We start from the raw sequence: 13,472 nt of genomic DNA, 5'->3' as shown, positions 1-13,472 counted from the left end.
AGACACCGCCCATGCCCACATCCAACATCGACCGCCGCCGCGCGCTCGCCGCACTGGGCGGGCTCGCCCTGGCGCCGCTCGCCCTCCCCGCGCAGGCCCAGGGCTTCACTCCAGGCCAGCCGATCAAGGTGCTGATCGGCGTGCCTGCCGGCGGCACGCAGGACGTGCTGACGCGCGCCATTGCCGAGCAGGTGCGCGATACGCTGGGCCCGCTCATCGTCGACAACCGCTCGGGCGCGGCAGGCCGCATTGCCGTGGAAGCGGTCAAGACGGCGCCGCCCGACGGGCGCACGCTGCTGCTGGGCACCGCCAGCATGATGACCATGTTCCCGAGCGCCTATCGCCAGCTTTCGTACGATCCGATCAAGGACTTTGTGCCGATCATCAATGCGGCGCGCTTCGAGCTGGCGCTGGTCGTCCACAAGGACGTGCCGGTCAACACGCTGGCCGAATTCATCGCCTGGGCCAAGGCGCAGGGCGACAAGCTCAGCTTTGCCTCGTACGGCGCGGGAACGCCTTCGCACTTTCTGGGCGAAATGCTCAACCGCGCCGCTGGGCTCAAGATGGTGCACGTGCCCTACCGCGGCTCCACGCCGGCGCGGCAGGACGTGATGGGCGGCTCGGTGCCGGTGTACTTCGACACCATCGGCGGTGCGCAGCAACTGCTGCCTTCGGGCCGCGTGAAGGTGCTGGCCGCCAGCGGCGAGAAGCGCTCCCCGCTGATGCCCAACCTTCCCAGCTTTGCCGAGAGCGGCTACAAGGACGTGGTGGCCACCGCCTGGTTTGCCTACTACGCGCCCTTGAAAACGCCGCAGCCCATCATCGACAAGCTGCGCGCCGAGTTCACCCGTGCCGTGAACACGCGCGAGGTGCGCCAGCAGCTGCTTCAGAACGGCATGTACCCAGTGGGCGACAACAGCGAGGCATTGCTGAAGACCATGCGCGAGGACACCGCGCGCTGGGCGGGCATCATGAAGGCCGTGAATTTTCAGGCCAACGACTGAGCAAGCTATTGAATGAATCGACGAACGACAACCGAACGAGGAGGAACCCCATCATGCTGAAGAACACCCCAATCACCCGCCGCCTGGCCACGCTGCTTGCCGCAGCCGGCTTCATGGCATCCATCGCCACCATGGCCACCACCGCGGGGGCGCAAACGACGCTCGACAGCCCGCTGCACATCGTGGTCGGCTATGCGCCTGGCGGCGCCACCGATCGCGTGGCGCGAATCGTCGGAGACAAGCTCGGCGCGCGGCTGGGCGTGCCGGTCATCGTCGAGAACAAGCCCGGCGCAGGCGGCCGCCTGGCGGCCCAGCAGGTCAAGACCACGACCGCCAGCCAGAATGTGCTGATGCTCGCCAACCCCGCCGTGATGGTGGTGGCGCCGCTGGTCTTCAAGGACAACAACTACGACCCCGACCGCGACTTCGTCCCCGTGTCGCACGTCAATGCGTACGACTTTGCGCTTTCGGTCTCGCCCGCGCTGCCGGTGCGCGAGCTGAACCACCTGCTGGCGTGGATGCGCGCCAACCCGAACCAGGCCAACGTGGGCGTGCCCGCCACCGGCAGCCTGCCGCACTTCTTCGGCCTCATGGTGGGCGAGAAGGCCAAGGTGCAGACGCAAATCATCGGCTACCGCGGCTCGGCCCCCCTGCTGAACGACCTGATCGGCGGCCAGGTGCCGATTTCCATCGACACCGAAGACGTGGTGCTGCCACAGCACAACGCCGGCAAGCTGCGCATCCTCGCTCTATCGGGCGCCAAGCGCTCGCCCTTTGCGCCGGACATTCCGACCTTCAAGGAAGCCGGCCTCGACCTGGCCGCCACCGGCTGGAACACATTCTTTGCGCCCGCCAGCATGCCCAAGGAGAAGGTCGAGCGTTTGTCCAACCTGATCCGCGAAGTCATGCAAGACGCCGACACGCAGCGCAAGTTCAAGGACGCCGGCATGACGCCGGTGGTGAGCACGCAGGCGCAGACAGTGGCAATGCTCAAGGCCTACCGCGCGCAATGGGCGCCCGTCGTCCAGAAGTCCGGCTACCAGCCCTGAACCTTTCCAGACACATGACCAGACCCAACATCATCTTCATCGTGGCCGACGACCTCGGCTATGCCGACCTGGGCTGCTACGGCGGCCGCGATGCTGCCTTCGGCCCCGTGTCGCCCGTGCTCGACGGCCTGGCTGCGAATGGCCTGAAGCTCACCCAGGGCTATTCGAATTCGCCCGTGTGCTCGCCCACGCGCTTTGCGATGATCACCGCGCGCTACCAATACCGCCTGCGCGGCGCGGCCGAAGAGCCCATCAGGAGCAGCAGCCGCGGCAGCACCACGCTCGGCCTGCCGACCGACCACCCCACCCTGCCATCACTGCTGAAGGCCGGCGGCTACCAGACCGCGCTCATCGGAAAATGGCACCTGGGCTACCCGCCGAGCTTCGGACCGCTGCGCTCGGGATACGACGAATTCTTCGGACCCATGTCGGGCGGCGTCGACTACTTCACCCACTGCGACTCCACCGGCGCCCACGACCTGTGGTTTGGCGAAGAGGACAAGAAGGAAGACGGCTACCTCACCGACATCCTCTCCAAACGCGCAGTCGACTACGTAGAGCGCATGTCAAAACAGGAAGCTCCGTTCTTCCTGAGCCTGCACTACACCGCCCCGCACTGGCCCTGGGAAACCCGCGACGACGCCGAGAAGGCGCCGACCGTGAAGGACAACCTCTTCGACCTGGCCGGCGGCAACATTCATGTGTACCGCCGCATGATCCATCACATGGACGAAGGCATCGGCTGGATCATGGCCGCCCTGCAAAAGCACGGCATGGCCGACAACACGCTGGTGGTGTTTACCAGCGACAACGGCGGCGAGCGCTTTTCGAACAACTGGCCACTGGTCGGCGGCAAGATGGATTTGACCGAGGGCGGCATCCGCGTGCCATGGATCGCGCACTGGCCCGCCGTGATTGCCAAGGGCGGCGAGAGCAAGCAACTTTGCATGACCATGGACTGGTCCGCCACCATGCTCGACGCGGCTGGCGTGCAGGCCGATGCGGACTACCCGCTGGACGGCGTGTCGCTCATGCCCGTGCTGAAGGACGCAAAGCACGGCTTCCGCCGTCCGCTGCACTGGCGCATGAATCACCGCGGGCAGGAAGCCATGCGCGATGGGGACTGGAAGTACCTGAAGGTGGATGGAAACGAGTACCTGTTCAACATTCCGGCCGACGAGCGCGAAAGGGCGAATCTGGGGAAGAAGGAGCCGGAGAGGTTGGCTGCGATGCGGGCCGACTGGGCGGCGTGGAATGCGACGATGCCTGGGATTCCGGAGGATGCGACGGTTAGCTTGGGGTATTCGGTTAGGGATATGCCGCAGCGGTAGGTGTCGCACGCTACGTGTCGCAATTCACTCTCTAGGCGGCGGCCCCCACAAACTTGCAAATCTCGCTCGAATACTCTCGCAGAAACGCTTGCTTGTTGGGAAGTGGCTCCGTGGTGTGCGGCGGTGGAACGTCCATGAACGAGAAATGGCCAGCCCCTTCGGTGATGCGGACATCCACAGCGTTCCAATCGTGCATGGCACGTGCAAACCATTCCGTTTGGGCTGGCGGGGTGATGCTGTCCGCCGACCCCACCCACGCCAAAATTGGAATTCGCACGACATCAAGTGCGGCCGGAGCTTGAAAGAATCCAGTGGGTGGTGCCAAAAGGGCGAGACGACCCAAGCGACGGTCCGGTGCGATGCGTACGCACCGACCTGGCCCCAACCACATTTGTCCCCCGGCCATAGCGACAAGGGTAGCTGCACCAATTGAATGCCCCACGCCTATCGCTTTTGCAGAGGGCTCAACGAATGCGTCCAGCGCAAGGGCCAGTCTTCTTGCCCGAAGGGTCAACTCCTCCTCTGTTGGAGTAGTCGAAGCAAGTCGCTCGAAATGTGGTGCAACAACCGTGCAACCAGATTCAGTCAAGGCGTCCAGGAGCGTAGAGAGCCGTTCCGGCTGACCGCCCGATCCAACTGAAAAAAGAACGACCGAAGAACCTGTGGCGGCTTTGCGCACTGAGACCTCGAATGAATCACCCCCGTCTTTCAGTGTCTGCGTCGGCATTGGAAATTGCTCCTCGTGGCAAGTGATTTTGATATGGGTTTGTGCATGTAATGACGTGAAATGGACTGGCGCATGAAGAGGCGCGACAGTGCTCATCTATCCACTCTAGCAAGGAGCACAGCCATGTCTTTCAAGATTCTCTGCTGCGACGGCGGCGGCATCCGCGGCGTCATCACTGCGCTGCTGATCCAGGACCTGGACCGAAGCTTCGGCATCGTCCAGAACGCAGACGGTTTCGCCGGCACTTCCACGGGTGGCCTGATCTCGCTGGGCCTGGTGAGCAATGTGGGCATCGACGACATCGTCAATCTCTACCAGAACGAAGGGGCCACGATCTTCGAGCCCAACGGCTGGTGGCTGGCCGCAGAGGCCAAGCAGCAAGACCGGGCACCGGCGCAGTCGACGGAAGAACTGCTGGGCAGCGGCCCTGGCATCTTCAGATGCCAGTACGTCAACACTGGCCTGCAGGCAGTCGCCCAGAAACTGGTGGGTGCAGGCGCGATGTCGTCGGCGAGCCGGTTCGTGGCCGTCAACTCCGCGCGACTATGGGATGCGAGCGACAACAGTTGGGCGCCGTGCACCATCTCCAACGGTCCGAACAACACCTACCGTGATATCAGCATGGTGGACGCCGCACTGGCCACCTCGGCTGCGCCGACGTACTTCCCGCCGTACCAGGTGGGCGGCTTCGGCTACTTCGCTGACGGCGGCACGTTCGCCAACAACCCCTCGATGACGGCGGTCGTAGAGGCCATCTACCAGGGCTACGCCACCGCCACGTCGGACATCGTGATGCTGTCGCTGGGCACCGGCGCCAATCCAGTAGGCGTGCCGCCTGGTTCCGTGCCCAATCCGCTGGACTGGGGCGTCACGCATTGGCTGTGGCCGTTCAGCAATGGCGCGGTGCCGGCCACGGCGCTGCTCAATCTCACCATGGATGCCACCGCGGAGTTGGCGGCGATCCAGGCCCAGCAACTGCTCGGCGGCAACTACATGCGCGGCAACGTGCCGCTGAGCCAGCCGTTCGGTCTGGACGACTACAAGAACGTAGGCGAATTGGTGAGCGCGACGCAGAACTACATAGAGACCTCGCCCGAGTGGGCGGCGGTGCGCAGCTGGGTGCAGCAGAACTGGACGTGAGCGAGCAGGCGCGCGAGGGGGCTGGGCGGAGGACGCAGCAGACCAGCCACTCATCCCCGCCAAGCCTCCATCCATCTACACCGAAATGGAACCTGCTGATGCACCGGCCTTCGCCGAGGGCCTTGCGGAGGCGATGTCTGCCGGAGCGCCCGCTTCCAGCGAACACCATGCGGCTGCAGGCTTATCTGCCTCAAGCGAGCACCAAGCAGCTGTTGGCTTGCCAGCCTCCAGCGAACACCATGCAGCTGCAGGTTTGTCCGCCTCGAGCGAGCACCAAGCAGCCGTTGGTTTGCCTGCCTCAAGCGAGCACCACGCGGCAGCTGGTTTATCTACCTCAAGCGAACACCAAGCAGCTGCTGGCTTTCCCGCCTCCAGAGAACACCACGCAGCCGCCGGTTTACCCGCCTCAAGCGAGCACCAAGCAGCCGCAGGTTTGCCCGCCTCAAGCGAACACCACGCGGCGGCATCCTTGCCAACCCCACGTTGAGGCGTAGCCTCGCCAAACTCCTCAGCCGTCAACCGCTGCATCTCTTCAAAAGCAGCTTGCAGCACCTTGGCATCGTCCTCGCCGCGCAGGCCAAGGTACGGAAAGTGATGCAAGAAATAGCCGAAGGTGGTTTCGCAATCAGCGGCGTACTTTCTCGTGTCCAGAATGTGCATGTGCCAGAAGCGGTCGACGTCCTGCTCGGGAGCAAGCGTCAGGTCGGGGTGCTTGGCGTGCAGGATCAGGTAGCGCTTGTAGGCCACTTCCATCTGGTTCGCGTAGCTTGGGGACCAGCCGTAGCCGTCTTCTTTACGGCAGGCCTTGAATTTGATGGGGGTGAGGTCGAGCGCCTCGATGGCGGCGATGGTCTGGTCGAGTGTCTTGCGTTGGGCCGATTGAGTCATGAATGAATGCTCCTGTGGAGTTGCTGCAATGTCCGGGCGAACGTGCCCGGTAACGATTGCTTCAAAGGTTCGCTTGTCAGGCAGTCACCGTTGGAGCAAATTGGTTGCGCAGATGACGCGCCATGAAATTGCGCACCTCGTCGGCGGGCACGGGCCTGCAGAGCCAGTAGCCCTGGGCCTCATCGCAACCGCGGCTGCGCAAATAGTCGAACTGGGCCGTGGTCTCGATGCCCTCGGCCACCACCTTCATTCGCAGCCCGTGGGCCAAGGTGATGATGCCGTCGATGAGCGCGCGAGCATCGGCGTCCTGCGAAAGGTCGTTGATGAAGGAGCGGTCGATCTTGACCGTCGACAGCGGAAAGTGCTTCAGGTAAGAGAGCGAGGAATAGCCCGTTCCAAAATCGTCGATGGCAAGTCCAACACCCATGTCTCGAATCGTCCGGAGCAATTGGGTCGCACGCTCGGGGTTGGCCATGACCGCACCCTCGGTAATTTCAAGCTCCAGCAGCGACGGATCCAAGCCCGAGGTTTCCAGGACGGACCGTATGTCGGTAATGAGCGTGCGGCTTTCGAACTGACGAGGCGACAGGTTGACGCTCATCAACACGTCCGGCAAACCGAACGCCTGCCATGAACGCGAATCAGCGCAGGCCTTCTCCAGCGCCCATTTACCCAGGGACACGATCAAGCCGATCTCTTCGGCAATCGGAATGAACTGCACCGGCGGAATCATGCCCAGGATGGGATGGTGCCAACGCATCAACGCCTCGACGCCAACGATGCGCTGGGTCTGCAGATCCAACTTGGGCTGGTAGTGCATTTCCAGCTCGCCGCGTTCCAAGGCATGGCGCAGCGCGCTTTCCATCATCAGCTGCTCGGTGCTCTGCGCGTTCATCTTCGCCGCGTAGAACCGATAGGTGTTGCGGCCTCTTTCCTTGGCCCGGTACATCGCGGTGTCGGCGTTCTTCAAGAGCGCTTCGGCATCGCCGCCGTTGTCCGGGTAGACGCTCACGCCAACGCTGGCGGTTACGTGCAGCTCGCGTCCCGCAATCATGAAAGGCTCGGCGCAGCAGGCGAGCACTCTTTCTGCGAGCACCGCGGCATCGTTCGCGCTGGACAGGTTCTCCAGCAGAAGCACGAACTCATCGCCACCAAAACGTGCCACCACGTCGGCCTCGCGCAGCAACGCCGTGAGGCGCTCGCCGCAGATCTTGATCATCTCGTCGCCCACGCCGTGGCCCAGCGTGTCGTTGATGTGCTTGAAGCGATCCAGGTCGACGAATATCACCGCGAACTGCTTCTGGTGACGGTTGCTGCGCTTGATGGCGCGAACCAGCTCGTGTTGCAGCGCGGCGCGGTTGAACAACCCGGTGAGTTCGTCATGACTGGCCATGAAGCGAAGACTTCTCTCGGCTAGCTTGCGTTGCTTGTACTGGGCGATCTGCAAGGCGATCACTCGCAGCGACTCCAGCGTCTCGGCCTCGACAACGTACGGGTTGGAGCCAAAGAGCTCCAGCGCCGTGGTCGAACCGGTAATGATCATCGGCACGACGACGCCGACCGTCAGCCCGGCTTGGCTGGCGCGCGCATCGCGCACAAAATTCTTCGGAACCGCCTGCGCGCCGATCTGGACGATGCCGCCTGTTTTCCACGCGCGGCCCAGCGAGCCTTCGTCGGCCCCGTACTCGAGCAAACGGCTGTCAGAGACAAACTGCTGCACTGCCAAGGGAATGTCGTTGGCATGCCAGGCGGCGGTGCAGCGAACCATGCCATCCTCGCCGACGCTCCACAGCGCGCCGCAGTCCCAGCGCAAGTCGGTGCATACGGCTTCCAGCGCTAGCGTGATGACCGTCTCGGCCCGACCATCGCCGGCAAGCAGCCGGGCGATCTTGTATTCGAGCTTCTGGCGCAGGGCATCCTTGCGTGGCCGCGTGGCGTCGCGCACGGTGCCGCGCACCAGCGTCTTTCCGTCTTCCACGGCCGACTGCGCGATGACGTGGAGCCAGCGCTCGGTGCCATCGTCAAGGCACAGGCGGTGCTCGAATTCGCTGCGCTCCATGGACTGCGAGGCCAGTGCAATCTGCTCTTCGACCGCGGCGCGTTCCGAGGATGGAACCCGCGAGAGCAGCGTGGGCAGGTCCGGCTGCGAAGGACCGGGTTCGAAGCCCAGAATTCGCCGAGCTTCATCGGAGCATTGCAGGACTCCGGTTTGGGGATCGAGGATCCAGCTGCCCAGACTTGCCAGGTGCTGGGCCTCTTCCAACTGCCGCTCGCTCGTGCGCAAGTGAACGGTCATCTTGTTGGCCAGAACCTGGGCGCGGCTGCGGGAGGTGGTCAACGAAAAAACGATGCCTGCAAGCAGCAGGCTGGTGGCCAGGCCGCCGAAGAGGATGAACCACGGTATGGACCTGTCTAGCGGCCCAAAGACCTGGTTTTCGTCTTGGGCGACCTCCACGAGCCAAGAGTGGCCGCCCAATTCAAAGCCGAGCATGCGTTCGAGACTGCGCGCTGGCAAGGCAGCATTGGGCTTTGCCAAGGCCCCGCTGTCGAACATCAATTGCTTCTCGCCGAATGAGGTGGTCTCTACAAACCGGGTCTCTACGCGTGTCCCGATCGCTCCCTTGCTCGGCCCGGCATCGATCAAGCGCAACCGGAAGGTCCTTGCGGCAGCGGAACCCACCACGTCGCTCAACATCCCTGCGATGCTGAAGCCCGCACCCACCGAACCGATATAGGCACTGCGCCGCTGCTCGAGCGTGTCGAGCGGTTGTCTTGGGCGATAAACCGGCAGCCGCATCGCCAATCCGATGTCGGACTCGCGGCCCGCGATGCGAACCTTGCGGCCCGACATGACGAGGCCGCCGGTGTCGCGCCCCTGCTCGAGCGCGTCTCCCCTGTCGGGCATCGCGCCCAGGTCATTGCCGATCAGTCTCTCGTTCCCGGCCCGGGGTTCGATATAGACCAGCGGGTAGTAGGTGTCCCGCTCACCGGGCGGCTTGATGGCGAATTTGGAGGCAACGACAGTGTCGAGGCTTGCATCGCCGCGCACCTGCTGCTCGAAGGCCTGCTTGTCATTGGCCGCAATGCGGGGCGCATAGTTGACGGCCTGGAAACCGGGGTAGGCGCTGGCCAGGTTCAACCCTGCAACGTAGTCCGTGAAGTCGCTTCGCGTTACGGGCTCGGAGGTGTTGAACCGCGCACGCAGGCCGATCAGCACGGCAATGTAGTCGTCGAAACGGGCTTCGACCTTTCGCGCCAAGTCGAAGGCGGCTGCGTCAAAGCGCGCCTGGGCACTGCGTCCGATCTCCTGGCGGGCGGAGACAGCGAGGGCGACCGATAGCGCCGCGCCGGCAAGGAAAATCACCAGCGGCAAGCGAATCCTGACCCAGACGGACAATGACATTGGATTCGACTCCCGTCGTTGCGCAGACCGGTTGGCTCTTTTGTGCTGCAGCGCAGCACACAGAGAACGCAGTAATTAGTATCGTTTTGTCGCAATATATACAAAGGTTACCGAAACGTCACGCGATTTGTCCTACCCACAGTCGGGTCATCGCGCGGACTACTTGACCGAACTTCGGCAGTTCGCGTTTTTGGGACTTGGTTGAGCATTGCGCCTCCCCCATTCACACCTAAGTCTTTTGCCTTTTGACTGACACAGGGCAAACCTAGATTCGTTCGCGGTCCCCAGTGCCGATGCACCCTGCTCGGCACTGCGTCATGCCCTCCCCCGCCGAAAGAACGAATTGATTAGAGAAGTCACTCCAAACGTCAAATCCTGTTTGCTTTACCCCACCCTGACCATGCTTGCAGCGTCGCTGCTGGCCGCGTGCGGAGGCGGCGATAACGGCACAGGCCAGTTCGCGGCGAGAAGTGGGTCGCGACGAAATGGATGCGGCAGCGGCGCTTCGTAGGGGCGCGGGAGGCGCTCGGTCCTTGACGATCGCGGGCGCCCCATGCGTATCGGTTTGACATTTATTTAGATATATCTAAAATAATTCAGATACGCATCGCGAAGGGCACCCGCCATGAGACATTTCCACTTCGGCCATCACAAGCATCACCACTGCCACGCTCCCCGTGGCGAACACGAAGACAGCGCCTCCGGCGGCTGCGGCCCCCGCCACGGAGGTGGGGAAGAGCAGCGCATGCAAGGAGGCCGCGGTGGACGCGGCGGCGGGCGGGTCTTCGGCCACGGCGGCCTGCGCTTCGTGCTGCTTCAGCTCATCGCCGAGAAGCCGGCGCACGGCTACGAGCTCATCAAGGCCATCGAAGATCGCCTGGGCGGGAGCTACGCACCGAGCCCCGGCGTGGTCTACCCCACGCTCACGCTGCTCGAAGAAATGGGCTACCTCAGCGTAGAAACGGCCGACACCGGCGGGCGCAAGCGCTACAGCATCACCGCCAGCGGCCAGGAGTTTCTGGCCGCCAATCGCGACACGGCCGACGCAATGATGGCCCGCATGAACGGCGGCGTCGACGGCGCCGGCCCGCGCGGCGGGCGCCCGCCGCAGGTCACGCGCGCCATCGAGAACCTGAAGCTCGCGATGCGCATGCGCCTCTCGGGCAAGCCCCTCACCGAACAACAAGCCCACGATTTCGCGGCGGTGCTCGACAGCGCCGCCCAGCAACTGGAACGTATCTAGAAGAATTTTCTTGAATGACTGACTTCACCACCACAACCTCCCCTGTCGGCGCGCCCGACCGCACGCCGCGCCGCGTGCGCCACGAGCTTCGTTTTCGCCGGCTCACCGTAATGACGGCGCAGCGCATCACGCCGCACCTGATCCGCATCACCCTCACGGGCGACGACCTCGCGGGATTCACGAGCCTGGGCTTCGACGACCACTCGAAGGTCTTTTTCCCCGATGCCGCAACGGGCCAGCTCACGCTTCCGACTGTCGGCCCAGACGGCCCGGTGTGGCCCGCGAGCGGCCGGCCGACCATGCGCGACTACACGCCGCGCCGGTACGACGCGAAGGCCAACACGCTCGAAATCGACTTCGCGCTGCACGAGGCCGGCCCCGCCACGCAATGGGCCGAGCAGGCCAAGCCCGGCGACGTTCTGGGCGTGGGCGGCCCGCGCGGCTCGTTCATCGTGCCGACCGAATTCGACTGGCACTTGCTGATCGGCGACGACACCGCCCTGCCCGCCATCGCCCGGCGCCTGTCCGAGCTGCCGGCCGGCGCGCGTGTGGTGGTGCTGGCGGAGGTCGACAGCGAAGCCGACCAGATTCCGTTCGATACGCAGACCGAGCTCACCCTTCAGTGGGTGCACCGCAACGGCGCCGAGCCGGGGGTAAGCCCCGTGCTGCTCGACGCGCTCAAGGCGATGAAGCTGCCTGCCGGCGACTTTCATGCATGGGTGGGGTGCGAATCGGCGATTGCGAAGGCATTGCGGGCGCATCTGGTAGGCGAGCGAAGCGCCAACCCGAAGTGGATTCGCGCCTCGGGCTATTGGCGACGCGGCGCAGTGGCGACGCACGACACGCACGACGAGTAAGCGCCTTAGGTTTTGCTCCTTCCCCTTTCGGGGGAAGGTTGGGATGGGGGCACACGGCCTATGAAAGGCCGTGGCTCTTGATACGCCGCTTGCCCCCACCCCTGCCCTCCCCCGGAAGGGGAGGGAGAAAGAAACTCAGATCCAGCCAGCGCGCCTGAAACGGTAATAAAGATAGCTGCAGGTGCCGCCCATCAACGCCAGCGCCATCGCATACCCATAGCGAAATTTCAGCTCGGGCATGTGTTCGAAGTTCATGCCCCAGATGCCGGCGAACGCGGTGCACACCGCAAAGATGCTGGCCCACGCGGCAAGCCGCTTGGTCACTTCGCTCTCCTCGATGGTCACCATCGAAAGGTTCACCGAAATGGCGGTGCCGATGGTGTCGCGCATGGCGTCGATGGAGCCGTTGATGCGCCCCAGGTGATCGGCCACGTCGCGAAAATACTCCTGCGACGTCACGCAGATCTGCGGCACCCGTCCGCCGTGCAGCTTGCCGGCCGCCTCCACCAGCGGCGCCACCGCGCGCTTGAGAATCAGGCTGCGTCGCTTCAGGTCGTACAGCTGCTTGATCTTGTCGCGCGCCGCGCCGCCTTGCGTAAAGATCTGCTGTTCGATGGCCTCCAGCTCCACCTCGAGCGCATCGATCACCGGAAAGTACCGGTCGACCACCGCATCCATCAGCGCATAAAGCACAAAGCCCGCGCCGTTGCGCAGCAGCTCGGGCTCGCGCTCGCAGCGTTCGCGCACGCCCAGAAAGCCCTGTTTGCTGCGGTTGCGCACCGAGAGCACGTAGTTCTTGCCCACGAACACATCGACCTCGCCCACGTTCACTGAATGTTCGCCCTCGGGAGCGGGCTCGACCAGGTGCATCACCACGAAGAGCGAGTCGCCATATTCCTCCACCTTGGGTCGCTGGTGGCCATGGTGGGCGTCTTCCACCGCCAGCGGATGCAGGTTGAACTCGTCCTGCATCTGGGCCAGCTCTTCCGGCGTGGCGTCGCTCAGCGCCACCCAGACGAAGCAGCCGGGCCGGATGATGTATTCGCTGATGTCCTCCACCGGAATATCGGCGAGCTTGGCGCCGTTTTCATAGGCAACGCAGTTGATCAGCATCGGTACTCGTCCATGGTCAAACTGGATCTGGGGTCAGGTCTTCACCGCATCCGGATTCGAAGCCGCGGCCAGGAGGGCGGTGGCTGCCAGCGAAGCCTCGATGGCCTCGGTCTCGCTCTTGAGCAGGGCGAGCCCCTTTTCGGCGAACGCCGAGTGGCTTGCAACGTCGGCCCACAGGCTCGCAGCGGCTTCGGCGCATGTCAATGATGTGAAGCGGATGCGGCCCTTCGCCAGCTCCACGAAGCGCTTCTCTCGCAACGGGTCCGCTCGGTCCCACGCGCCGCCGATGAGTACGCGCCGGCCACGCTTGACACGAGGTTCGAGCTCGGCCAAGAAAGGCAGTTTGGCGGTCACCCAGCCCAACATCCCAGAGTTCAACGCGGTGTCGAAGGCTGTAGCGGCGGTGTGTGACTTCGCAAACTCGCGCAAGGTGCCGAGTTCGTAGAGCACCGGGTCTTTCGCCCCTTTTGCGCTGCTTTCGACAGGCTTGATGATGGGCGGGCCGTTGCCAGCTCGGCCATCGGGCCGCCTCGATTTGCGCAGGTCAGCGAGCTGGGCCGGCGACATGCAGAGATACAGCGCGGCGAGTTCCGCGGGCAGGGTGGCGGTGTCGGGCAGCGCGTCTGCGTCAGGGCCTTTGAATTCATCCGGGTGGACCATGGGCGCCTTGTTCTTCACGCGGGGTTCGCGCTGGCAGATTTTAGAACGGCGGGGTGG

At 63.8% G+C, this 13,472-nt stretch carries 11 protein-coding genes; 6 read left to right on the top strand and 5 right to left on the bottom strand.

Annotation, left to right across the window (positions count from 1 at the left end; all coding sequences use genetic code 11):
* The first annotated feature begins 11 nt into the window (after positions 1–11).
* From J2X92_RS15440 to J2X92_RS15430, 3 genes are read left to right on the top strand one after another with little or no spacing between them, the layout of a single operon-like run.
* Positions 12–1,004 carry a Bug family tripartite tricarboxylate transporter substrate binding protein gene (locus J2X92_RS15440; protein WP_307576841.1) on the top strand — a complete coding sequence of 331 codons (993 nt, stop codon included), beginning with the start codon at positions 12–14 and terminating at the stop codon, positions 1,002–1,004.
* A 53-nt stretch (positions 1,005–1,057) separates the two neighbouring features.
* Positions 1,058–2,053, top strand: coding sequence for a Bug family tripartite tricarboxylate transporter substrate binding protein (locus J2X92_RS15435; protein WP_307576840.1), 996 nt, complete (start codon positions 1,058–1,060; stop codon positions 2,051–2,053).
* Positions 2,054–2,067: 14 nt separating this feature from the next.
* Positions 2,068–3,384 carry a sulfatase family protein gene (locus J2X92_RS15430; protein WP_307576839.1) on the top strand — a complete coding sequence of 439 codons (1,317 nt, stop codon included), beginning with the start codon at positions 2,068–2,070 and terminating at the stop codon, positions 3,382–3,384.
* A gap of 31 nt (positions 3,385–3,415) precedes the next feature.
* Here the strand turns inward: J2X92_RS15430 and J2X92_RS15425 are convergent, their stop codons facing one another.
* Positions 3,416–4,207, bottom strand: coding sequence for an alpha/beta fold hydrolase (locus J2X92_RS15425; RefSeq protein WP_307576838.1), 792 nt, complete (start codon positions 4,205–4,207; stop codon positions 3,416–3,418).
* A 27-nt stretch (positions 4,208–4,234) separates the two neighbouring features.
* On the opposite strand from J2X92_RS15425, the gene J2X92_RS15420 reads away from it, so the two are divergent.
* Entirely contained in the window at positions 4,235–5,251 is a 1,017-nt protein-coding gene (locus tag J2X92_RS15420) for a patatin-like phospholipase family protein (RefSeq protein ID WP_307576837.1), read from the top strand.
* 75 nt (positions 5,252–5,326) lie between these two features.
* Here J2X92_RS15420 and J2X92_RS15415 read toward each other — a convergent pair whose 3' ends face one another.
* Entirely contained in the window at positions 5,327–6,139 is an 813-nt protein-coding gene (locus J2X92_RS15415; RefSeq protein ID WP_307576836.1) for a glycine-rich domain-containing protein, read from the bottom strand.
* A gap of 76 nt (positions 6,140–6,215) precedes the next feature.
* Complete coding sequence (locus tag J2X92_RS15410) at positions 6,216–9,542, bottom strand: bifunctional diguanylate cyclase/phosphodiesterase (RefSeq protein ID WP_307576835.1); 3,327 nt, start codon at positions 9,540–9,542, stop codon at positions 6,216–6,218.
* Between the two features lie 625 nt (positions 9,543–10,167).
* Here J2X92_RS15410 and J2X92_RS15405 point away from each other — a divergent pair.
* On the top strand, positions 10,168–10,785 hold the full coding sequence (locus tag J2X92_RS15405) for a PadR family transcriptional regulator (protein ID WP_307576834.1): 618 nt from the start codon (positions 10,168–10,170) through the stop codon (positions 10,783–10,785).
* Positions 10,786–10,799: 14 nt separating this feature from the next.
* Positions 10,800–11,642 carry a siderophore-interacting protein gene (locus J2X92_RS15400; protein ID WP_307576833.1) on the top strand — a complete coding sequence of 281 codons (843 nt, stop codon included), beginning with the start codon at positions 10,800–10,802 and terminating at the stop codon, positions 11,640–11,642.
* A 135-nt stretch (positions 11,643–11,777) separates the two neighbouring features.
* On the opposite strand, the gene corA is transcribed toward J2X92_RS15400, so the two are convergent.
* Positions 11,778–12,755 carry a magnesium/cobalt transporter CorA gene (gene corA / locus J2X92_RS15395; RefSeq protein ID WP_307576832.1) on the bottom strand — a complete coding sequence of 326 codons (978 nt, stop codon included), beginning with the start codon at positions 12,753–12,755 and terminating at the stop codon, positions 11,778–11,780.
* 33 nt (positions 12,756–12,788) lie between these two features.
* Positions 12,789–13,415, bottom strand: a complete 627-nt coding sequence (locus J2X92_RS15390; protein WP_307576831.1) for a hypothetical protein — start codon at positions 13,413–13,415, stop codon at positions 12,789–12,791.
* Between the last annotated feature and the right edge of the window lie 57 nt (positions 13,416–13,472).

This window comes from Variovorax paradoxus, from assembly GCF_030811855.1.
GTDB classification, from domain to species: domain Bacteria; phylum Pseudomonadota; class Gammaproteobacteria; order Burkholderiales; family Burkholderiaceae_C; genus Variovorax; species Variovorax paradoxus_L.
This window is presented reverse-complemented; position numbering and strand designations above follow the sequence as displayed.